Genomic DNA, 23655 nt, shown 5'->3' on the forward strand with positions numbered 1-23655 from the left:
TCCCTACTTTATGCAGTTTTTTTCTTCTTCCATAAAATTGCACCAATTAAAATAAGAACCGCTATCATAACAATTGTACCACCTGGAGCTAAATCAAGTTGATACGAAGCAAACATTCCACCAATTACTGCAATTTCACCAAATAAAATGGAAAAGAAAATTGTTTGTTTAAATCCTTTTGCAATACGAATACTTGCTGCAACTGGTAACGTCATTAAAGATGATACGAGAAGAACACCTACAACACGCATTGATACCGCAATTACAAGAGCAACTAATATAATGAAGATAAAGTGAATCCACTTTGCACTTAAACCGGTTGATACAGCGTATTCCTCATCAAATGATAGTAAAAACAACTCTTTGTATAATAAAACAATCGTCGCAATAACAACAATTGCTACTATACCAATAATAATTAAATCCGCACTTGTTACAGCACTTACACTACCAAATAAATAACTAAATAAATCCGTATTGAATCCATTAGCAAGTGAGATGAAGATAACTCCAATCCCCATCCCTGCTGAAAGTATAATCGGGATTGCTAACTCTTGATAATGTTTATATACAGTACGTAATTTTTCAATTAGCAATGCTCCACCGATTGAAAAAAACATCCCCATATATAAAGGGTTTAAAAACCCACCGGTAAAGATTGTCTTTTCAAGTAATAAACTTGCTGCAATTCCTGATAACGTCACATGACTTAATGCATCCGCAATAAGCGACATGCGGCGAATTACAACGAACACGCCGATAAGTGGTGCGACAAGCCCTATTAAAATACCAGCGTATAAGGAATTACGTAAAAAATCATATTGTAAAAAATCCTGTATCATTATATCCTCCCGTGATGCCCATGTTCATGTTCTAAGCGATGAACATGATGTCCATATAAAATCGACATTTCTGCATCTTCTAACTCTCGGAATTTCTCTACATTCCCATGGAAATGTAAATGCTGATTCAAACATGCAACATGCGTCACCTTCTCTGTCACAGCACCCATATCGTGCGTAACAAGAATTAACGTAATTCCCAATCTTTTGTTTAAATCCTCTAGTATCTCATAAAAACTTGCCACATTCTTCACATCAATCCCAACAGTAGGCTCGTCCAAAATAAGCAATTCCGGATCACTTACAAGTGCACGAGCAATAAATACACGCTGTTGTTGTCCACCAGAAAGTTCTCCAATGTTGCGACCTCGAAACTCGCTCATACCTACATCAGCAATCGCTTTTTCTACTTTCGCATTATCGTCTTTCGTAAAAAAGCGAAAAAGCCCTTTTTTCGAAACGAGCCCCATTGAAACAACCTCGAAAACAGTTGCCGGGAAACCTGAGTTAAAGCTACTTGCCTTTTGGGATACATAACCAACTTTATTCCACTCTTTAAATTTCTTACTATCAATGCCAAACAATCTAATACTTCCTTGCTTTGGTTTTAAAACACCCAATAAGCATTTAAGTAAAGTCGATTTCCCTGAACCATTCGGTCCAACTAAACCTAAAAAAGCTCCCTTCGGAACTTGCAAATTAATATCTTCTAACACGTTGCGATCTTCATACCGAAACGTTAATCCTTCTATTTCCAATATATTATTCATAGCATCTCACCTATTTTAATTCAGAATGATTCCGATTTATCTCTATTTGAATTATAGTACAGCTTATTATAGTTGTAAACCAATCTGCCTAAAATATATTCTTTATTTCAAGAAACCTTATTATTATAACAAAAAGCAGAGAATAATTCTCTGCTTTCAAAAGATATTACAATTAACTTTTTAGTGAATTGCTGATTTAAACTTACCACCATTTGTCTCTTGTGTATTCATAATCGTAACAAATGCGTTTTCATCAATTTCATGCACAATTGATTTTAACTTCGTCACTTCCAGACGTGTTACAACTGCATAAATAACTTCTTTTTCTTTATCTGTATAGCCACCTTTAGCAACAAGTTTTGTTGTTCCACGACCAAGGCGGTGTAAAATTGCATTTGATACTTCCTCATATTGATCCGATACTATTAAAACTGCTTTCGTTTCGTCCAATCCTTGAATTACCGTATCAATTGTTTTGAATGCGATATAGTACGTCATAACAGAATACATCGCTTGTTCAACACCAAAAACAAATGCTGCCCATGCAAAAATGAATAAGTTCACAAACATTACGAATTCACCAACAGAAAACGGTAATTTCTTCGTTAATAGAATTCCCATAATCTCGGTCCCGTCTAACGATCCACCATGACGAATAACAAGTCCTACACCAATCCCTAAAATAAGACCGCCGAAAACTGTTGCTAAAATCGGCTCTGTTGTAAATGGCGGGATAGCATGCAACGTTGATTCAATAAATGCTAAAGCTACAATTCCAAATGCTGAAGATAACATGAATGTTTTTCCAATTTGCTTATACCCGGAGTACATAAAAGGAATGTTGAGGATAACAACTAAAGTAGAAAAGCTTAACCACCAAATATTAGGAGTAAGATAATCTAATATAAGAGAAATACCAATAATTCCACCATCAATAATTTTATTTGGCATTAAAAACAGTTCAATCGCTACCGCCGCACACGCTGCCCCAAAGACAATCATAACTAAACGATATACAAGATGAATAACACTTTCTTTTCGATGTTGCTTTTTTTCCATAAGTCCTCCTTATACTCTTTATCTATAGTTTTGTTCTTATATTATAACATAAGCTTCTTTTCCCCATTGAAAAAATGCACCTTGATACGAATATGTACAAGCTATGCGTACATATATTTCGATAGAAGAACGTGTGAAGGAGGACAACACGATGAACCTCATTAAACAAATTGTCAACAAAAAATTAAATCATATTTCTACAAAAGAACTATTGAAATATAGTAAAGAATACGAAGTTCCAATCACAACTGCACAAGCTGATAAAATCGTTTTACTTATGAAAGGGAAAAACATTAACATTTACGATAATACCGAGCGACTAGATTTGTTAAAACAAATCGCTAAAGTAACTACTCCTGCCACTGCCCAACAAGTAAATATTTTATTTCAGCAGCTATTAAAATAAGGAGGGGAAAATCCCCTCCTTATTGCGCTTTAATTTTTTCAAGAATCCCTTCATCAAAAGTACCATTTTTCAGCATTTCGATTTCTAATTTATATGGTGGCTTCTTATCTTTTTTATCTTCACCTACATACGGCGTTTCAAGAATTTTTGGTACGTGCGTAAGTTGTGGGTGATGCACAATGTGATGCAATGCCTTATAGCCAATATGACCAAAACCAATATTTTCATGACGGTCTTTTCCAGCTCCGCGTACATTTTTGCTATCGTTAATATGAAGTACTTGTAAACGATTTATCCCAACAATTTTATCAAATTCGTTTAACACACCGTCAAAATCATTTACAAGGTCATAACCTGCATCATGCGTATGACACGTATCAAAACATACAGATAGTTTTTCATTATATTTCACACCATCAATAATTTTCGCAATTTCTTCAAAGCTACGACCGCATTCCGTTCCCTTTCCTGCCATCGTTTCTAGCGCAATATTAACCGTTTGTTCTGGCGTTATTACTTCATTAAGCCCTTTAATAATTTGTTGAATACCAGCATCTGCTCCTGCACCAACGTGAGCTCCTGGGTGAAGAACAATTTGTGTTGCTACCCCTAATGCTGCCGTTCTTTCAATTTCCATACGCAGAAAATCAACACCTAATTGGAACGTCTCAGGTTTCGTCGTATTCCCAACATTAATAATATACGGAGCATGGACGATAATTTCCTCAATACCGTTTAGTTCCATATGTTTTCTTCCTGCTTCTATATTCAATTCTTCAATTGGTTTTCTTCGTGTATTTTGCGGTGCACCTGTATAAATCATGAACGTTGTTGCACCGTACGAAACAGCCTCTTCACTTGCTGCTAATAACATCTTCTTACCACTCATTGAAACATGAGATCCAATCTTTAACATACAATCACCTCTTCAATATACAATAGATATAATGATAGCATAATTTGTAGAAATATGTAGCGAATTGTTTGTTCACACAAAAGGCACTACATAAATTAAACAGACTATTCAAACAATCTGCACTCTATACTTAAATTAACCCAATAAAGCGAAACTTTATTCAACGTTTTTTGTACCCCTCACTAATTATTAGTCTGCATTAATCGACTTTCTCTCAAGCAGTGAGATAAAAAAAAATAAGGGAAATCCCTTATCTTTTTTTATTGCTATATTTTTTCTTCACTTTGTCACGTTCTGTTGCAAGTTTTCGTTTATAGTTTGGTTTTACTTTTTTCGGCTTCTTAACAACTTTTGTTGCCATAACATCTAGTCCATCACTTGGTTTTTTACGGCTCTTACGACGACGACGGTCACCTAAATCCGCCCATTCATCTCCGCGTAAATCTACATGTTTAAACTCGATATGACGTTGTTTTTCCAAACTATCTAACGCTTCTTCATTTGCTGGATCATAAATCGTCACTGCAATACCTGAATGACCCGCACGTGCAGTTCTTCCAACACGGTGAACGAAGAAATCTAAATCTGGTGGAAGTTCATAGTTAATAACATGGCTAATTCCTTCAATATCAATACCGCGTGCCGCCAAATCTGTTGCGACAATGTATTGGAACTCTAAATCACGAACTTGTTTCATCATTTTTCTACGATCACGTGGTGATAAATCACCGTGTATACGCCCTACTTTTAATCCACGTTCTGCTAATCCATCGGCTACTTCGTCAGCCTTCTTCTTTGTGTTTGTAAAGACAATTGCTAAATATGGTTTAAATTGAAGTAGCATATTTTTCACTAATTCAGTTTTATTACGGTGTCTTGAAGGCACAAGGTAATGATCAATATTTCCTGCTGCAACTTGCTTCGGATTAATATGAATATGTTCTGGATTCTCCATATATTTCTTCAAAAATGGTTTTAATTTTTGAGGAATTGTTGCAGAGAAAACTAACATTTGCAGATTTTTAGGCATACGTGCCGCAATTTTATCTACATCTTGAATGAATCCCATATCAAGCATTAAGTCCGCTTCATCGACAATAATAGTATCCGCTTTATAAACAAATAGCGCCTTTTCTTCTACTAAATCTTTAATACGTCCTGGCGTTCCAACTACAATATGAGGTTGTTTTTTCAACTTTTCAATTGATCGTTGTTTATCAGTTCCACCAATTAAACAGCGTGCTGTAATCATTTGACCTTCTGCACAAAACTTTGTTAGTTTCACAATTTCTTCGTAAATTTGTTGTGCTAACTCACGAGTAGGCGCTGTAATAACAAGTTGTACCTCTTCACGACTTGCATCAATTCTGTTTAATGTAGGAAGTAAGTATGCATGTGTTTTCCCAGAACCAGTTTGGGATTGTCCAATTATACTCACACCTTTTTTCACGACCGGGAAAATTTTCTTTTGAATTCCTGTTGGCTCTGTAAAGCGTAGTTCACGAACTGCATCTATTAAAAATGGTTTAAAATCATACTGTGTAAAAGTTTGTAGTGTCATAAGTTACACCTTCTTTCTAAAATTTCTACTGCGCACAAATCAGTCAAGTCTACATTATATCGAAATCTACAAGTAAAATCCATCTTTAGTTTAGGTTTTTATCTCAAAAACTAACCTTTTTTCCTTCCATTGCATATTGTATGTGTATATACCTAACTGAAGAAAGGAGGATTTCCCACATGTTTCCGAAATCCCCTATAAGACAAATGTATCCGAATCGAGGACAACAATCTTACACACCATATCCGATTCCACAACTACCACCGATGGCTCAAAAAAAGAAAGGTTTCCTTGCTAAACTCTTTAAAAAACACGATCCAACCGAACCTTTCATGCAAATGGTCCCTCCTTATCGACAAATGGAAGGGCCACCGATGATGCACCAACAACCGCCGCCCCAATATCAACAGCAACAGCCATACCAACAACAATATACACAACAATATCAGCCATACATGCAGCAATATCCAGAGCAGATGATACCACCTCAAATGTATGAATCAAATGATACACGTGGTGCTGCATCAGCTGCAGCGGCATCTAGCAGCGGCATCGGTAGTTTTTTTTCAAATTTAATTTCGAACCCAACTAATATGATAAATAATATCGAAAAAGTATCTCAAGTCGTGCAATCTGTCGGTCCTGTTGTCGAACAGTACGGTCCCATTATGCGTAGTCTACCAAGCATTGTTAAAATCCTCACCTCTGGAAAAAGTACGGAAGAAAATCAAACTGAAGATGCAACAGAACAGGTTGAGGTAGCAACTCCACCTCCTCCACCTCCAAAAAGGAAACGAAAAAAAATAGTGCTTGAACCGGTAATAGAAAAAGAGGTTCCGAAAGAATCCGTTCAACAATCAGCAACAAAACCAAAACTATATGTGTAACAATCCTTTGTTTTCTATCCACTCCTCCTTTATAATGTAATGGACTATGCACAAAAGTATCCCTTGTTTAGAAGGAGAGGATTACTCACATGAAGATTGTTAAAATTTCCCCTCGTGGTTATTGCTACGGTGTTGTTGACGCAATGGTTATTGCACGTAACGCCGCATTAGATAAATCATTACCGAGACCCATTTATATTTTAGGTATGATTGTTCACAATAAGCATGTCACAGATGCTTTCGAAGAGGATGGCATCATTACATTAGACGGTCCAAGTCGATTAGAAATTTTAGATAAAATCGATTCTGGTACTGTTATTTTCACTGCACACGGTGTTTCTCCAGAAGTTAAACAACGTGCAAAAGAAAAAGGTTTAACGACAATTGATGCAACTTGTCCAGATGTTACAAAAACACATGACCTTATCGAAGCAAAGAAAGCTGAAGGATACCATGTCATTTATATCGGCAAAAAAAATCATCCAGAACCAGAAGGCGCAGTTGGTATCGCACCTGATATCGTTCATCTTATCGAAAAAGCTGATGATTTAAAAACACTAGAAATTCCAACGGATAAAATTTTAGTTACGAATCAAACAACAATGAGTCAATGGGATGTTCAACATTTAATGGAGGACATTCAGAAAAAATTCCCAACAGCAGAATTCCACAAGGAAATTTGTTTAGCAACTCAAGTTCGCCAAGAAGCTGTCGCTAAACAAGCTGATGTTGCAGATTTAACAATTGTTGTCGGTGATCCGAAAAGTAACAACTCAAACCGTTTAGCACAAGTATCACAAGAAATCGCTGGTACGACAGCATACCGCGTTGCAGACGTAAGTGAAATCCAATTAGAATGGCTACAAGGTGTAGAAAACGTAGCTGTTACAGCAGGTGCTTCTACTCCAACGCCAATTACAAAAGAAGTTATTGCTTTCTTAGATCAATATGACCCAATGAATCCAGCTACATGGGAAAGAATTCGAAAAGTACCACTTCAAAAGATACTACCTCGTGTAAAAGTGAAAAAAGAACAATAATAAAAACCGTTGCCTACATGAGCAACGGTTTTTATTTTTCTTATACAAATGTGAATGGATCTGTATGTAACTGCGAAGCGTGAATGTGTACATTGAATTTCTTCACATCTACTTTTTCTTGCAATTGTTTTTGTACACCTTGCTTCATTACTTTTTCAACGTTATGTCCTGGATCGACTATATTTAAACCAATCATCATCGCATCGTGAGCAACATGATAATACATATCACCTGTTACATATACATCTGCTCCTTTAAATTTCGCTTGGTTTATATATTTATTACCGTCACCACCAAGTACAGCTACTTTACGCACCTTATCATCTAACTTTCCAACAACTCTTGCACCCTTTACATGTAATGATTGTTTCACATGTAAAGCAAACTGCTCAAGCGTCATTTCTTCTTGTAAATACCCTATTTTACCAAGACCTAATGTTTCACCTTTATTATCAAGCGGATATACATCATATGCCACTTCTTCATATGGATGGGCTGCCAACATCGCTTTAATAACTTTTCTTTGTAATGAAGCTGGAATAATCGTTTCGACACGCATCTCTTCCACACGTTCTAACTGCCCAGTTTCTCCGATATAAGGATTTGTACCTTCTTGAGGGATAAACGTACCTACCCCTTCGCTACCGAACGTACAGTGGCTATAATTACCGATATGACCTGCATCCGCATCTCCAAGAGCTTTGCGCACTTCTTCTGCATGGGTTACTGGAACAAATACAACAATTTTTTTCATTTCTTCTGCATATGTAGGAGCTAATACTTCTGTATTTTGTAACCCTAACGCATCAGCAAGTAAATCATTTACCCCGCCCTTAGCAATATCTACATTTGTATGTGCGGCATAAATTGCAATATCATTTTTAATACACGTTTCAATAATTCTTCCGTACGCCTTATCTGTATGAATTGCTTTTAATGGATTAAAGATTAAAGGGTGATGCGCTATAATGATATTTGCTCCTAATTGGATTGCCTCGTCCACAACTTCCTCAGTTACATCTAATGCGATTAATACGTGCTGCACAGGTTTATTAAGCGCTCCAATCTGTAAGCCGATCTTATCCCCTTCCATCGCTAAATGCTTCGGATACATACCTTCAAATAAAGAAATAATTTCATGGCCATTTGGAATTTTACTCATGATAAAACCTCTCCTATCATTTTCATTTTCGCTTCTACTTCTGCACGCTTCGCTTTCTTCTCTTCAGACTCTGCTGCACGCTCTAACTGTTTTAAAATATTTTGGAAGTTTTTCAATTCCCCTTCCCACTTTTCAACAAAAGCTTCACTTTTTTCTTTTATTAGAAATGGACCCATAAACAATTCAGTTTGTTTATTTTCAGAGTAAGGTACTGTTGTATCTCCTCGCTCTCCGACTAAAATCTCGTAAATCTTTCCGTCCTCTATTATAATTTTCTCACGGATAAGCTCCCATCCATTTTCAATAAACCATTCACGAATATGGTGTGCTGCAATATTCGGCTGTAAGATTAAACGTGTTACACCTTCTAATTTTTCTTTACCACTTTCTAAAATGTCACGAATTAACGCTCCACCCATACCAGCAATCGTAATAACATCTACTTCTCCTGGTGCAATAACAGCTAATCCATTCCCTTTCCGAACGTCTACTTTATCTTGTAAGCCACTTTCAGCTACAGTTGCTTGTGCAGAGCGAAACGGTCCATCTACAACTTCTCCTGCAACTGCTTTTGTAGCAATATTATTTATAATTGTATAACACGGTAAATACGCATGATCCGATCCAATATCAGCTACTGTAGAGCCTACTGGAATCTCCCTCACAACTTCTTCTAATCGTTTCGAAAGCTTTACTTCATTCATGTATTTCCATTACTCCTTCTCTTGTCAGTCTGTCTCCATGATAATGAATTTATAGTAGTTGTTGCAAGTCCATAACAACACTTCAATTCTCTATTACTAATCGTATTTTAGAAAGTATAGAAAAACAAGCCTTTTGCACAAAAGCAAAAGGCTTGTAATATGAAACTTTATTTTTTCTTCGATAACCAATCAGCTACTTTTGCCGCTTGATCAGCTGGAACTATATTTGGTGGCATATTTCCTTTTCCTTTTGAAAGAACTTCTTTAATTTCATCTTTCGAAAGTTTCCCACCAATTTTTTGTAAATTAGGTCCCACTGCCCCTTGTAACTGATCACCGTGACAGCTCGTACAGCTTTGCTTTACAATATCCTCTGGCTTTGATGCTGTTTGCGCTGGTTTCCCACCATTTTTTGCATCAGCTAACTCTTTAGATTTATTTAGCCCCTGAAATGAAAATACAAACATAACGATAATACCTAATGCTGCAATAAGAGCGAACGGAATCAACGGATTACGTTTCATATCTCTTCTCCCCCCTCTATACCGCTAAATAGTTAGATGATTCAGTCATTTATATTGTACTTGAAAACGCCCTATCAGAAAAGAGCAAACTACTACTTGTTAAAAATATTCCGTAAATTCATTTTATTGATTTTCACTATTATATCGCATATTATTTCGATAATTACTAACGTTTCTCATCATATTTTTTACTTTTCTACATATTATTTTGTATATAATAAACAAAATAAATCGAAAAATCGAAAAATGAGCATTTGCAAATCAAAAGACAATTCTGTAAAATAAATTACAAGAAATTGTAATCGTTGCCGATAGCTAAACTTTAACAAAAATTAACAAAATAAAAAAGTTTACTTCACAAAAGTGAAGTAAACTTAAAGGTAGCCTATTCTAAGAAATCCTTAAGACGCTTACTACGGCTTGGATGTCTTAATTTGCGAAGTGCTTTCGCTTCAATTTGACGAATACGTTCTCTCGTTACGCCGAATACTTTCCCAACTTCTTCAAGCGTACGAGTTCGTCCATCATCTAAACCAAAACGAAGACGCAGAACATTTTCTTCACGATCTGTTAGTGTATCTAACACATCTTCTAATTGTTCTTTTAGCAATTCATACGCTGCATGGTCCGCAGGCGATGTTGCTTCTTGGTCTTCGATAAAGTCACCTAAATGGGAGTCGTCTTCTTCACCAATTGGTGTTTCAAGAGAAACTGGCTCCTGTGCAATCTTTAAGATTTCGCGTACTTTTTCTGGAGCAAGATCCATTTCTTCACCAATCTCTTCAGGAGATGGTTCGCGTCCTAAATCTTGTAATAATTGACGTTGTACACGGATTAACTTATTAATTGTTTCAACCATATGAACTGGAATACGAATTGTTCGCGCTTGGTCTGCAATCGCACGTGTAATAGCTTGGCGAATCCACCAAGTTGCATACGTACTAAATTTAAAACCTTTACGGTAGTCGAACTTTTCAACTGCCTTAATTAGACCCATATTTCCTTCTTGGATTAAGTCTAAGAAAAGCATACCACGGCCCACGTAGCGCTTTGCAATACTTACTACAAGACGTAAGTTTGCTTCCGCAAGACGGCGTTTTGCTTCTTCATCGCCTTCTTCAATACGTGTCGCAAGTCGAATTTCTTCTTCAGCAGATAGTAAGTCTACACGACCAATTTCTTTTAAGTACATACGAACAGGGTCATTGATTTTCACACCTGGCGGCACACTTAAATCATTAAGGTCAAATTCTTCTTCCGTTTTTGTAATTTGACGATTATTAGGACCTTCGTCGTTGTCATTGTCACCAACTAAGTCAATCCCTTGTTCACCTAAATATTCATAGTATTCATCCATTTGATCGGATTCAATTTCAAATCCATTCATGCGTTCTGCAATCTCTTCATATGTAAGAACGCCACGTTTTTTTCCGAGCTCAGTGAGTTGTTCTTTCACTTGCTCAAGGGTCATTTCAGTTTCAATTTGTTTAGAACGAGCTGGTTTATCAGCCATCTGTTCCCCTCCTTACGCGAGATACAAACATTCATTATACTAAAACTTTATCGAAAAAGCTATTTTCTTGCTTTTTGACTTTGTAAATATGCCACATAATATTTAGCAGCCTCTACAGGATCTGTTTTTTCCATTTGTTTTACTTTAAAGATAATTTCCATCTTTTCAAGTTTTTCTTTATGGCGTCTTAGCGCCTCCAAATGACCTTGTAACGCTTCTTCTGTGTACTCTGGATTAATAAATTCATCCGTCGAAATATCAGTAATAATATTTTTCAACTTTTCATCAGAGAGCCAACTTAAAAATGTTCCGACTGAAGGTTCATTCCCCTTTTCATAATATGCGTATAGTTCATATAAAATCCCTTTATGTTCTTCTGTATAAAAATCTTCTATATGAGGTTCCATACGCACTGTCACTTCTGCACTTTGCAACATATGGTAAATAATTTCTCTTTCTGCCCTTTCAAAACCTGTTAATTTCGGTTTCGTTTGAACAATTTGAGATGGCTTAGAAACCTGCTTTATTTGTTTTTGCTGTACCTTTTGTTCTTTGCGATATTGGTGCAATTGATTCAAAAGTGTTTCCATTGAATACGAAAATTCTTGCGATAATGATTTTAAATATGATTCCGCCTGCATCGCATCCTGTAGCAATGATAACTCTTTTAAAACACTTTTTACATATTCTTCTTTGCCAGACTCATCTTGCAAATTTTTCCCTAAACGCAAATAATTTATTTTGAAACCAACAAAACTTATACTTGATTTCACAAGATTTTCAAAAGCGGTTGTCCCATATTGTTGCACATATTCATCAGGGTCAAGCTTATCTGGCAAGGATGTAACTTTCACTTGGCAACCAACTTGCAATAGTAATTGCCCTGCTTTCATCGTCGCTTCTCGCCCTGCTTTATCACCATCATAGCAAAGAACAACAGTTTCAACGTTACGTCGCAGAAGTTTCGCTTGTTCTTCAGTTAAAGCTGTTCCCATTGTCGCAACAGCTTCTTCCACACCACTTTTCACCGCGGCTAGTACATCGGCATAACCTTCAAAAAGGACAACCTGCCCACGTTTTCTAATAAACGGCCTTGCTTGGTGGAAATTATACAACAGCTTACTTTTGTAAAAAATCGGTGTTTCAGGACTATTCAAATATTTCGGAGTGTCATCTCCTAATGCCCTTCCACTAAACGCTATCACCTTACCTTGTAAAGTATAAATCGGAAACATAACTCTTCCGCGGAAGCGGTCATAATGACTGCCATCCTTCTCACTTCTTACAAGAAGGCCAGCCTGTTCCATACTAGATAGCGACAAACCTCTTTTTTGTAAAATTTTCGTTGCTGCATCCCAAGCTTGTGATGCATAACCAATTTCAAATTTCTCAATCATCTCTTTTGTAATACCACGTTTTAATAAATATGAAAGTGCTTCATTTCCTTCTTCTGTATTTACTAATAAATGATGATAATACTTTTTCAAAAGTTCATGAGCCTGTTGCATGATGACAGTGTCATCAGATATGTCTTCTTGTTGTTGTTGTCCTTGCCCTGATGTATATTCTGCAACTGCAATTCCATTTCTTTCGCCAAGCTTTTGAACAGCCTCTGTGAAAGCAAGTCCCTCCATTTTCATAAGAAAAGAAAATACATTTCCACCTTCTCCACATCCGAAACAATGAAAAATTTGCTTATCAGATGAAACAGAGAATGAAGGAGAATTCTCACCATGAAATGGACAAAGGCCGAAATAGTTACGCCCCTGCTTTCTAAGTTGAACATACTCACCAATCACTTCTACAATATCGGATGATGTCCGAATCTGTTCAACAACTTCTTCAGGAATTCTGTTCCCCATAACTCCATCTCCGTGTCGTATTTTGTATTCGATATAAATTAAAAGATTCCTTTATAATTCGACAATATTTTTCTAAATTTGTTAGAAAGTACTGTCGATCACATTGTGTAAACGATTTTGGACCTTTCGTATAAGTCCCCAGTCTGCGTAAATTCGCAGATACATACTACTATATAAAATTGTATACATTTGCTCATCTGTTACAAATGTATCTCCTGGAGACAATACATATACTCCTTTTTCACAAGAAGACTAGCAAGAAGCACTATAGCCTGTATGATCATGAGATCTGTAGCTTTTGCATGTTAATAAATATAACAGTCAACTTCATCTTGCTCAGAATCTACATAGACCCAATTACCTTGCTGTTTTCTTGAACGATGAGCATAGGATACGACAAACAAAATTTCGACATAAAATTTTGTTCCAACTTGCACAATTGCATTCTTCACGGGATACGCATCTGCATCAAATAATATCTTATCTGATGTTTTGCATATGTCTGTATTCTACATCCCTTCTGTGAATCCTTCCATAATGTGCGTTTTCTTGTCTAGATTTTGTCGATTTAGCGTAAATACATGTCTTTTTCGAAAATCCTATCCCTAGTTTATTCTGAAAAATTAAAGTCTAAACGTAAAATATAGGTTTTTATCACAATTTTTTATTATAATATATTTTCTTCAACTACGCTACATATCCCTTTAATTTTCATCTTACACTTAAAGATAACGAAATCGTTCCTTTAGCATAATAAAAAAACAGAAGAATATAAGTATAACCATTCCGCTATATTCTATTACTAAGCCGAAAGTTCATGCTCTACTTCGCATCTTCCTCTAACGCCTTCTCACGAGCGAAAAAAGCACATTCACCTTTGGTAAATGTGCTAAAACATTTTTTGGTTTTGCACTGCATTCACAATAATATTTGCTGTTTCTTCAATTGCCTTATTTGATACATCAATCACTTGACAATTTATTTTACTAATTACTTCCTCAAAATGATCAATTTCTTCTTGAATACGATTAATATTTGCATATGTTGCTCCATCACTTAATCCAAGTGACTTCAATCGTTCTTTTCGAATATGATTTAACTTATCTGGTATAATTTTCAAACCGAAACATTTCTCTTTTGCCACTTGATATAATTCCTCAGGCGGATCCACTTCCGGTACAAGTGGTACATTAGCAACTTTCAAACGTTTGTTATGCGCTAAATATTGTGAAAGTGGTGTTTTTGATGTACGTGAAATTCCAATCAACACGATATCAGCTTTTAAAATACCACGTGCATCTCTACCATCATCATACTTAACTGCAAATTCAATCGCTTCAATTTTTTTAAAGTACTCTTCATCTAATCTTCGAACGACACCTGGCTCATACCTTGGTACTTGCCCTGTAATTTCTTCAATTTGATCGATAAGAGGTCCGATAATATCGTATGCCTCTACTCCTTCTTTTGCCGCTTCTGTCAATAAATATTGACGCATATCAGGCTTTACTAACGTAAAACAAATAAGCGCTTGATTGTTCTTGGCAATCGAGATTACTTCTTTTAATGTCCCTGTATCTTCTACATACGGTACACGCCTAATATCAGGAGCGAATGGGAACTGTCCCATTGCCGCTCTAACAACCAAATCAGCCGTTTCTCCTACCGAGTCAGATACGACATATACGATTTTATTATCCATTACATTACCTCACTTTAAACAAATTACACTTATTCGTTATTTACTAAATTTACAAACGCACGTGTAATATTTGTTTTTGTAATTCGTCCAATCACTTCTAAACCTTGTTTCGTATCCTTCACAACTGGCAACGCATCAATCTGTCTTTCTATTAATTCCATCGCAATATCATATAAAGAATCCTCCCTGCGACACATCGCAATGTTTGGCATCCTTGTCATGATAATATTAACCGGAAGAGAGGTTAAATCCTGCTTTCCTAAGCTAGCTCGTAATAAATCTTTACGAGATACAACGCCAACTAATAAAGTAGCTTGATCTACAACAAATAATGTACCAACGTCCTCTAGAAACATAGTACAGATTGCATCGTATACTGATACATTTTTATCAATTACAGCCGGTCTAGATTGATAATCTTGCACTTTAATTTTCTTAACAGCTTCAGATAATAGCTGTCCCCCGGTTTTACCCGTATAAAAATAACCTACACGTGGACGCGCTTCTAAATAACCAGCCATCGTTAAAATTGCTAAGTCTGGTCTTAGCGTTGCACGTGTTAAACCCAATTGCCCAGCAATTGACTCCCCTGTAATAGGACCGTGATCTTTTACAATCTGAATGATATGCTCTTGCCGTTTATTCAGCTCTATGATAATCACCACCTTTAATGCACAACGAAAAAAGTTATACTATCTCTTAAATATTATATACTAAATATGCTATTCGAAAAAGAAAGTATGTAAAAAGGACCGTATACGGCCCTTTTTATATTTGAAACTTATCAAGTTGTTCCAAGAAACGCCTTGTTTTCAAATAAATCCCACAATATTCATCATAATATGTATTCAATACTGTGCGCATTTGTTTTTTTGTACTATCCTTCACCGATACATTACCGAGTCGGTGTAAATCAAAATGAAAAAAGAGACGTAATAATTTATGAACAGCCTCTCCCACCGGAATACGATACGGATCTTGTTCCGCATGACGCGAGCACAGAAAACCGCCTTCCCTGACAGAGAAGGCGACAAAATCTGTTTCTTGATGACAAATAGCACATGTATCAAAGTACGGGTGCATCCCTAATACCGGAAGCATTTTCGTTTGATAAATTAATGATAATACTTCTGGGTCAACACCCTCACACATATAATGCAACGTTTGATATAACATTTCAAATAAATACGGATTATGCTTCTTATCTTCTGTTGCTTTATCAGTTAATTCGATAATAAATGATGCATAAGCAGTTAAAAATATATCCTCGCGAATTTCTTTCATAGATGAAATAATCTCGCCTTGTTGCAAAGTTCCAAGTCCAGATCCCATTTGAATAAGAAAATGACCATGTGTCATAAGTTGCGAAATAGCTGCTAACCGACTCTTCGGCTTTTTCGCCCCTCTTGCCATTGCACTTACCTTACCAAATTCCCGTGAGTATATTGTAACAATCTTATTTGTTTCTCCGTAATCTGTCGTACGGATAACAATGCCCTCAACTTTTTGAAACATGTTCGTCACCATCCAAGGTTTGAACAAAACGGGTCAAGAAATTGGAGAGTCTAGATGCGCTAACTCCTCTTCATGTTGATCCATCTCATCGTTTACGTCTTTTTCCATTTCTTTCAAAAGCAAATACGTTTCAATGCTTCCTGTTTTGGAGAAAAACTTCCAGGTAAAATCTAGCATAAGAATCCACCTTTCTCAATAAGCGTAGCCTATAAACCAATTTCTTTTGTTGTTATTAAGTTGACCCATTTTGTTCATTTTCATGTGAGAAAAATTTTTCCTAATTTATCAAGGTTCATAAAAACCAATAATCAGTGGATGAACAAAACATCCACTGATCACAACTTTACTTCATATTAATACTCGTCTTCACGGAAACCAAGGTCACGAAGCTGTGACATCTTATTGCGCCAATCTTTTTGCACTTTCACCCATACTTCTAAAAATACTTTAGAACCAAGAAGTGCTTCAATGTCAAAACGAGCTCTCTTACCGACTTCTTTTAACATCTTCCCTTGCTTACCTATAATAATTCCTTTTTGTGATGCACGTTCAACAACAATCGTTGCGTTTATATAAACCGCTCCGCCCTCACGCTTTTGAATTGCATCAATAACAACCGCTACAGAATGCGGTACTTCTTCACGTGTTAAATGTAATACTTTTTCACGAATAAGCTCTGAAATAATAAATCGCTCTGGATGATCCGTTACTTGATTATCCGGGTAATATTGCGGTCCTTCTGGTAAATACTTTTTAATTGCTCCGATTAACGCTTCAACGTTATTACCGTCCAATGCAGAAATTGGCACAATCTCCGCGAACTCATATAATTTACGATATTGATCAATCAACTCCAGCAATTGCTCTGGATGAAGTTGGTCAATTTTATTAATTACCAAAAATACCGGTTGTTTCGTTTCTTGTAATTTCTCAATAATAAATTCCTCACCACGACCATATCCTTCAGTTGCATTGACCATAAACAAAACAATATCAACTTCTTTTAATGTCGTTTGAGCCATCTTCACCATGAAATCGCCTAGTTTATGTTTAGGTTTATGTATTCCTGGTGTATCAATGAAAACTACTTGTGAATCATTTTCTGTATATACACCTTGAATTTTATTACGAGTTGTTTGTGGCTTATCGCTCATAATGGCAATTTTTTGGCCAATAATACGATTTAAAAATGTAGATTTCCCAACATTCGGTCTGCCAATAATAGAGACAAAACCTGATTTATAACCTTTTCTATTCATGTAAATCCTCCGCTAAAAATGCTCCTGGTAACAATTCTCCGACTGTTGTCTCTTGAACATCACCATGTAAGTTTGATAGGTATACTTTCGTATCCTGTTTACATAATTCTATCATAACTTGTCGACATGCTCCACAAGGAGGTACTGGACGCTTTGTATCCGCTACGACTGCAATAGCTACAAACTCGTTATCCCCTTCAGAAATTGCCTTAAATAACGCTGTTCTTTCTGCACAATTACATAAACCATATGATGCATTTTCAACATTACATCCACGATATATTTTTCCATCCTGAGTTAGTAAAGCTGCACCTACTTGAAATTTAGAATATGGTACGTACGCTCGTTTACGCGCTTCGGTTGCTTCTTGAATTAATTGTTTGCTATTCATATTCCCGCATCCTTTCCGTTCATAGATGTGAACAGATACACTCTTTCATTAAAGGCCTTCACGGCGCTCCCAAAGCTTAATAAAAGCTTCGGAATGCAACTATACCATATACGGTAAAAAGATAATAGCACCAATTACAGCAGCTATAATTGCAAATAATAAAACTGCCCCTGCTGCAACATCCTTTGCAATTTTTGCAACCGGATGAATATCGACGGTTGCTAAGTCTACTGTTTTTTCAATAGCCGTATTCACCATCTCTAAACTCATTACAATCCCTATCACAATAAGTACGACAATCCATTCCATTGTTGTAATATGGAAATAAAAGCCGCAGCATATAACGATGACTGCGGCTAAATAATGAATTTTCATATTTCGTTCATGACGAAGACAAAAGTATATACCATCTATAGCATATCCAAAACTATCTAAAAGTTTTCCTGTTTTCATCGCCCTAATCCAAAGGCCTCTAAAATTTCTTTTTGTCTTCCAAACATTTCTTTCTCATCTTCTTCTGTCATATGATCATAACCAAGCAAATGCAAAAAGCCATGTAGTGCTAAAAACCCAAGTTCTCGATCAAAAGAATGTCCATATTCTTCAGCTTGTTCTTTTGCTCTTGGAATAGAAATAATAAGATCTCCTAACATACGCGGCATCTCTGCACCGACAATTTCCATTTCGCCTTCTCCCATTTCTTCCATAGCAAAAGAAATAACGTCCGTAGGCTGATCCTTATCTCGGTAATCACGGTTTATTTCACGAATACGTTCATTATCTACAAATGTAACCGATAATTCTGCGCCTTCTTCTATGTTCTCCATTTGGGCTGCTTTCTCTACTAAACCTCGAATCAAACTTATATATTCTTCTTTCACTTCTTCTGTTTCATCAATAAAATCAATTAATAAACTCATTCTTTCTCCTTTTCTTCCGGCGGTTCCGGATATGTAATACGGGAATGGAAAATACCATTTAACGTTTCACATAACGTTTTTCCAACGATTTGTAGTTCCTTAAATGTCAAATCACATTCACTAAATTGACCATCTTGCAGGCGATCTTTAATAATACTTTGCACTAAATTATTAATCTGATCTGGTGTTGGATGGTTCATCGAACGTACCGCCGCCTCCACACTATCAGCAATACCAACGATCGCCGACTCTTTAGAAGTTGCTTTTGATCCTGGATAGCGGAACATTTCCTCCGTATATTTCTCTTTATCTTCTTTAATCGCATTATAATAAAAATATTTAAGTAACGTTGTACCATGATGCTGTCCAGCAATATCGATAATTTCTTGAGGTATATGGTGTTCTTCTAACATTCTCACCCCATCGGTTACATGAGCAATTATAATATCTTTGCTCGTTACAGGGTCTAATCTATCATGCGGGTTTTCAATACCCATTTGGTTTTCAATAAAAAACTGTGGTTGTACCGTTTTCCCTACATCATGATAATACGCCCCTACACGCGCTAATACTCCATTTGCTCCAACTGCTTCACAAGCAGCTTCTGAGAGATTAGCTACCATTACACTATGATGATATGTACCTGGTGCTTCTAATAAAATTTTGCGCACGAGCGGGTGATTCGGACTTGAAAGTTCCATCAATTTCATACTCGATACAATCCCAAGACCACTTTCTAAATACGGTAAAATCCCCATAGCTAGAACAGAAGAGATAATACCCGAAACAGCAGCCATTAATAATTGCACCCCAATTTCAAGAGGCGAAAAATTCCCGTTACGTAATAATAGCAAAGCCGCTAATACGACTACATTTAATACAGAAACGAGTATACCAGCTTGTAAAATCATTGTACGACGATTTTTTTCTCTCAAGAAAATACTAACTGATAATGAACTTAATAAAACATAAATCCCCACACTATAATTCAGTGTACTCGTTACACCTTCATTAAACATAATACTTCCGCATACAGAAAAGATCATACTCGTTAAAAATACAAATCGATCACCAATCATTAATTTTACAAGTATTGTTCCCATGGCAACTGGAACAACATACGCGATTCCTGCATACTCAAGTTTTTGAAACAAACTAATGATTTTCATTAAAACAATCGTGATAGACAAAATTGTAATATAAGCTAAGACATACGGCCTATCTTCTCTTTTCCGCTGTAAAAACACTTCAAACTGCTTATGCATAAAGTACAATAGCACACCAATGAGTACCGCTAACCCAACATAGGGTTGAAAACTGTTCCCTTTTTCTAACAGGCCAACTAATTTCAACTGATTGTACATATCACTTGAAATCGTTTCACCTTCTCTAACAAGGACTTGCCCTTGAAGAATATAAACAGGTGGAACTAAATCTTCTTCCGCTTTTCTCTTCTCTTTTGTTAAGGTCGGATCATAAAAATAGTTTGCAGAAATCGCATATTTCCCTAACGCCTTAATAGATTCCTTTAAACCATTATCAACATTAACACTATTCATCTCACTTACATATCGTTCCTTCGCATCCTTCAATTCGTCCATTTTAACATGCTCAGTCATGATACTATTAATAGCTGTAACTGTTGCATCTTTCGCTAATACTAATTGGTTCGAATCTGCATTAATTAAGTTTAGTAAGTTTGAATCAGATAATTCTTTCGTTAAATCAGTAGGCAATTTTTTTTTCAACTTGTCCACTTTTTCAGCATCAGTAATCTTTTTTTGCTCATCCGGTCCAACCGCTTTAATCTCTTGTATCACTTCATCTACTTTAGCAAAGACGTCATTCACAATATCCACTTTATTTTGTTTATACTCACTTTTATATGTATATTGATCTTCAACTTTTGTAGCGGCTTCTTTTTTCTTTTTGTCCGTTGTAACTTTATCTTCAATTTTAATAGGAGAATGGATTGTTTTTTTCGCAATAGAATATGTTGTAACATCTAATTGCTCTGGTTTTACATTATTCATAAGTGCAAAAAACAGCACTGCTCCTAATAAAACGTAAGAAATCCAACTTAGTTTTTTCGAATGTTGTAAATTACGAAACCACTTAGAAATTTCTTGAGATCTTGACATGATTTCAATACCTTCTCCTCTCCAGAAATAAAGTGAAACTATTTATAGCTTTCATTTCTTCTAGGCAACGATACTTTTTGGACAACGTTTTTATCCACTATCACCTATAGTTCATTTCCCTCGTCTTTAATGATAGTAAAAAATATGCCACTCGCCAACCTTATCATACAAAAAGAAATGACCCTGACAAATAGGATCATTCCATTTTATCATATGCCTCAATAATACGTTGCACTAACGGGTGTCTCACAACGTCCGTTTGTTCCAATGTAATGAACGAAAGACCTGATACACCAGATAAAATATTAGCAGCAATAGAAAGACCTGACTTTACCCCTTTTGGCAAGTCTACCTGTGAGGGATCCCCCGTAATAACCATTTTAGAACTAAAACCTAATCGTGTTAAAAACATTTTTATTTGAACACCAGTTGTATTTTGCGCCTCATCTAATATAACAAATGAATCATCAAGAGTACGCCCTCTCATATAAGCAAGAGGTGCAATTTCAATTACACCACGTTCCATCATACGTTGTGTATATTCTTGTCCAAGAATATCATGTAACGCATCATATAGTGGACGTAAATACGGATCTACTTTTTCTTTCAAATCACCTGGTAAAAACCCTAAGCTCTCTCCAGCTTCTACAGCAGGTCTTGTTAAAATAATTTTCTTTACATACCCTTGCTTTAAAGCTCTCACAGCCATTACTACGGCTAAGTATGTTTTTCCTGTCCCAGCAGGTCCTATCCCAAATACAATATCATTCTTTTTCATTGCATGAATATATCGTCTTTGCCCCATCGTTTTCACACGAATGGATTTACCTTTTGCCGTTTTAAAAATTTCCTCTTCATATAATTCTTCGAATTGAGCAATTTTCCCTTGTTGCCCAAGCTGAATCGCATACGCAACATCTCTTTCCGAAATTGATACACCTTTACGGATAACAACAAGTAACTGTTGTAAGATTTTTTCTACGAGCACCACAGTTTCATCTGCCCCAGATACACGAACAGATTCTCCTCTAGTCACAATCGATACACTAAGTTCTCGTTCAATTACTTTTAAATGAGCATCATTTACCCCAAAAAGAGCGATTGCTTCGTTGGGATTTTCCAATTGTTGGTTCATTTCTACTAATTGTTCTGCCATTACTCAGTCTCCTTGAATATCGGATTCAGATATTGGTTGTGGCTCTGCAATATTTTCAATCACTGTATAATGTAATGTGACCTTTAGGTGATCCGCCTCAACCTCTTTACTCAAAATGTTATCACTTACAATCATAGCATGTTCATCCAATTTTTTCTTCAGTTCTTTTTCTGCCATCTCTTTCGCTACTTTCATTGCTTGTTTTTCGGTATATTCTCGGTTCGCTTCTTCCTCTTCTCGTACAATATCTTTCTCGTATGCAATTGGTAATGTAAATCCAAATAATTTCACATCATGTTTTACACTTTCAGTACGAGAGCGCTTATACTTATCCTGTAGAAATCCCCATATTTTTATTTTAGTACTCCCAAATTTAAGGAAATATTCATTGTATGAATTACCAGTATACACTTGAAATTGTGTCTTTAACGGAACATCCACCTCAGATTTATACCACGTTTCTCCATATACAATCCCTTTAGCCGAAACAACTGTCGGATTCTCCTCATTACCATACATCCCGGATACGAGAAGTTGCCCCTTTTCTACATGGTCATTTTTCATGACAACCGGCTTCCCAACTTCCACAAATGTTTTTGTAATAATCCCTTCTTTTTTTGCTACTAAGTTTTGTGGCTGTTGTTCACTTTCTTTTTTCGGCTCATTTTTTTCAACAATCTTAAAATGATATGTTGTCCCTCTTATTTCTAATCCCGCCCAAGTAATCGCATTAATATTGTCTGTCAAATGACGTTGAACATCTTCTACACTCGGCATTTGGAATTGTAATTTACCTTTTTTTATACCCATTTTGTCCAATTCTTTCATCAATATATATTCTGTTTCAGGTTTTGCTCCTGTAATTTCAATTTTCCACACCATATTTGACAATGCGATCATTCCGAAAAAAAATATTAAAAACCCAATTAAAAATCCACTATTTTTAATTATACGCTTATTCCAAAAAGGAAAACCGTAACGTCCAATAAAATATAATTTACATTCATTTTTTCTATAAATTGGTTTTATCTTTTTCACATCTCGTAATAACATACAAAAAACTAACGTTTCATCAGCTATCTTCTTTACATCCCAAACGAGTAATTTCTTCCGCACACACTCGTTAACAAAGCGTTCCGCTCCTCTACCTTCAATTCGCACCTTTACATACCCAAGCCATTTTATAAACCATTTATTTTTCATCGACTATCTCCACTACCTTTCTAAAAGTAGATACACTACTTTTCAATTCGATTATCAAACTAGCTCTTACTAAAATCTTAATTAGCAGATTCCTTGATCCTCACTAATTATTAACCTTCACG

General features: G+C 36.0%; 25 protein-coding genes. 3 read left to right on the forward strand and 22 right to left on the reverse strand.

From position 1 onward, the window contains the following. Positions 1-8: 8 nt before the first annotated feature. The 3 genes from QCI77_RS21910 to QCI77_RS21920 all read right to left on the reverse strand — a co-directional run bounded on the left by QCI77_RS21910 (position 9) and on the right by QCI77_RS21920 (position 2671). The gene (locus tag QCI77_RS21910) at positions 9-842 is read right to left on the reverse strand and encodes a metal ABC transporter permease (protein WP_002015165.1); all 834 of its coding nucleotides are present in this window, start codon (positions 840-842) and stop codon (positions 9-11) included. Beyond that, a complete protein-coding gene (locus QCI77_RS21915) occupies positions 842-1612 on the reverse strand; it encodes a metal ABC transporter ATP-binding protein (protein ID WP_002015167.1) in 771 nt (256 codons plus the stop codon). The genes QCI77_RS21910 and QCI77_RS21915 overlap by 1 nt, the downstream gene beginning before the upstream one ends. 180 nt (positions 1613-1792) lie before the next feature. Next, positions 1793-2671 (reverse strand): YitT family protein, encoded by an 879-nt coding sequence (locus QCI77_RS21920; RefSeq protein ID WP_002015168.1) that lies wholly within the window; start codon positions 2669-2671, stop codon positions 1793-1795. Between the two features lie 151 nt (positions 2672-2822). Here QCI77_RS21920 and QCI77_RS21925 point away from each other — a divergent pair, with 151 nt between their 5' ends. After that, entirely contained in the window at positions 2823-3077 is a 255-nt protein-coding gene (locus QCI77_RS21925; protein ID WP_002088657.1) for a DUF2624 domain-containing protein, read from the forward strand. 19 nt (positions 3078-3096) lie between these two features. Here QCI77_RS21925 and QCI77_RS21930 read toward each other — a convergent pair whose 3' ends face one another. Next, entirely contained in the window at positions 3097-3993 is an 897-nt protein-coding gene (locus QCI77_RS21930; RefSeq protein ID WP_002138366.1) for a deoxyribonuclease IV, read from the reverse strand. 250 nt (positions 3994-4243) lie between these two features. Beyond that, positions 4244-5554, reverse strand: coding sequence for a DEAD/DEAH box helicase (locus QCI77_RS21935; RefSeq protein WP_353825478.1), 1311 nt, complete (start codon positions 5552-5554; stop codon positions 4244-4246). Between the two features lie 179 nt (positions 5555-5733). Between QCI77_RS21935 and vrrA the strand changes: the two genes are divergently transcribed. Both vrrA and QCI77_RS21945 read left to right on the forward strand, forming a co-directional pair. Further along, on the forward strand, positions 5734-6441 hold the full coding sequence (gene vrrA, locus QCI77_RS21940) for a VrrA/YqfQ family protein (RefSeq protein WP_353825479.1): 708 nt from the start codon (positions 5734-5736) through the stop codon (positions 6439-6441). A gap of 89 nt (positions 6442-6530) precedes the next feature. After that, positions 6531-7481: a 4-hydroxy-3-methylbut-2-enyl diphosphate reductase gene (locus QCI77_RS21945; protein ID WP_002067184.1), complete on the forward strand. Its 951-nt coding sequence runs from the start codon at positions 6531-6533 to the stop codon at positions 7479-7481. Positions 7482-7521: 40 nt separating this feature from the next. Here the strand turns inward: QCI77_RS21945 and QCI77_RS21950 are convergent, their stop codons facing one another. The 17 genes from QCI77_RS21950 to yqfD all read right to left on the reverse strand — a co-directional run bounded on the left by QCI77_RS21950 (position 7522) and on the right by yqfD (position 23533). Further along, positions 7522-8643: a Nif3-like dinuclear metal center hexameric protein gene (locus QCI77_RS21950; protein WP_353825480.1), complete on the reverse strand. Its 1122-nt coding sequence runs from the start codon at positions 8641-8643 to the stop codon at positions 7522-7524. After that, the gene (locus tag QCI77_RS21955; protein ID WP_016092329.1) at positions 8640-9347 is read right to left on the reverse strand and encodes a tRNA (adenine(22)-N(1))-methyltransferase; all 708 of its coding nucleotides are present in this window, start codon (positions 9345-9347) and stop codon (positions 8640-8642) included. Before QCI77_RS21955 ends, QCI77_RS21950 begins: the two co-directional genes overlap by 4 nt. Before the next feature lie 167 nt (positions 9348-9514). Next, the gene (gene cccA / locus QCI77_RS21960; protein ID WP_002111879.1) at positions 9515-9871 is read right to left on the reverse strand and encodes a cytochrome c550; all 357 of its coding nucleotides are present in this window, start codon (positions 9869-9871) and stop codon (positions 9515-9517) included. Between the two features lie 385 nt (positions 9872-10256). Next, positions 10257-11384, reverse strand: a complete 1128-nt coding sequence (gene rpoD, locus QCI77_RS21965) for an RNA polymerase sigma factor RpoD (RefSeq protein WP_000764062.1) — start codon at positions 11382-11384, stop codon at positions 10257-10259. A gap of 59 nt (positions 11385-11443) precedes the next feature. Further along, entirely contained in the window at positions 11444-13246 is a 1803-nt protein-coding gene (gene dnaG / locus QCI77_RS21970) for a DNA primase (protein ID WP_002015179.1), read from the reverse strand. Positions 13247-13327: 81 nt separating this feature from the next. Further along, on the reverse strand, positions 13328-13471 hold the full coding sequence (locus QCI77_RS21975) for a hypothetical protein (RefSeq protein WP_162836445.1): 144 nt from the start codon (positions 13469-13471) through the stop codon (positions 13328-13330). A 664-nt stretch (positions 13472-14135) separates the two neighbouring features. Continuing rightward, positions 14136-14948: a pyruvate, water dikinase regulatory protein gene (locus tag QCI77_RS21980; protein ID WP_085312390.1), complete on the reverse strand. Its 813-nt coding sequence runs from the start codon at positions 14946-14948 to the stop codon at positions 14136-14138. A 29-nt stretch (positions 14949-14977) separates the two neighbouring features. Further along, positions 14978-15610, reverse strand: coding sequence for a transcriptional regulator CcpN (gene ccpN / locus QCI77_RS21985; RefSeq protein ID WP_088034669.1), 633 nt, complete (start codon positions 15608-15610; stop codon positions 14978-14980). A 106-nt stretch (positions 15611-15716) separates the two neighbouring features. Then, positions 15717-16463: a DNA repair protein RecO gene (recO, locus tag QCI77_RS21990; protein ID WP_002088669.1), complete on the reverse strand. Its 747-nt coding sequence runs from the start codon at positions 16461-16463 to the stop codon at positions 15717-15719. 33 nt (positions 16464-16496) lie between these two features. Then, the gene (locus QCI77_RS21995; RefSeq protein WP_000883924.1) at positions 16497-16640 is read right to left on the reverse strand and encodes a YqzL family protein; all 144 of its coding nucleotides are present in this window, start codon (positions 16638-16640) and stop codon (positions 16497-16499) included. Between the two features lie 176 nt (positions 16641-16816). Next, positions 16817-17722: a GTPase Era gene (gene era, locus QCI77_RS22000; RefSeq protein WP_002088672.1), complete on the reverse strand. Its 906-nt coding sequence runs from the start codon at positions 17720-17722 to the stop codon at positions 16817-16819. Next, complete coding sequence (locus QCI77_RS22005) at positions 17715-18113, reverse strand: cytidine deaminase (RefSeq protein ID WP_002015184.1); 399 nt, start codon at positions 18111-18113, stop codon at positions 17715-17717. The genes era and QCI77_RS22005 overlap by 8 nt, the downstream gene beginning before the upstream one ends. 99 nt (positions 18114-18212) lie before the next feature. Continuing rightward, positions 18213-18566 carry a diacylglycerol kinase family protein gene (locus tag QCI77_RS22010; protein ID WP_088034237.1) on the reverse strand — a complete coding sequence of 118 codons (354 nt, stop codon included), beginning with the start codon at positions 18564-18566 and terminating at the stop codon, positions 18213-18215. Next, the gene (gene ybeY / locus QCI77_RS22015; RefSeq protein WP_002165062.1) at positions 18563-19033 is read right to left on the reverse strand and encodes an rRNA maturation RNase YbeY; all 471 of its coding nucleotides are present in this window, start codon (positions 19031-19033) and stop codon (positions 18563-18565) included. Before ybeY ends, QCI77_RS22010 begins: the two co-directional genes overlap by 4 nt. Then, positions 19030-21174, reverse strand: a complete 2145-nt coding sequence (locus QCI77_RS22020) for an HD family phosphohydrolase (RefSeq protein ID WP_016120818.1) — start codon at positions 21172-21174, stop codon at positions 19030-19032. Before QCI77_RS22020 ends, ybeY begins: the two co-directional genes overlap by 4 nt. Positions 21175-21370: 196 nt before the next feature. Then, on the reverse strand, positions 21371-22330 hold the full coding sequence (locus QCI77_RS22025) for a PhoH family protein (RefSeq protein WP_002015189.1): 960 nt from the start codon (positions 22328-22330) through the stop codon (positions 21371-21373). A gap of 3 nt (positions 22331-22333) precedes the next feature. Next, on the reverse strand, positions 22334-23533 hold the full coding sequence (gene yqfD, locus QCI77_RS22030; protein WP_060751620.1) for a sporulation protein YqfD: 1200 nt from the start codon (positions 23531-23533) through the stop codon (positions 22334-22336). Between the last annotated feature and the right edge of the window lie 122 nt (positions 23534-23655).

It is taken from the genome of Bacillus cereus group sp. MG9 (assembly GCF_040459995.1).
GTDB classification, from domain to species: Bacteria; Bacillota; Bacilli; order Bacillales; family Bacillaceae_G; genus Bacillus_A; species Bacillus_A mycoides.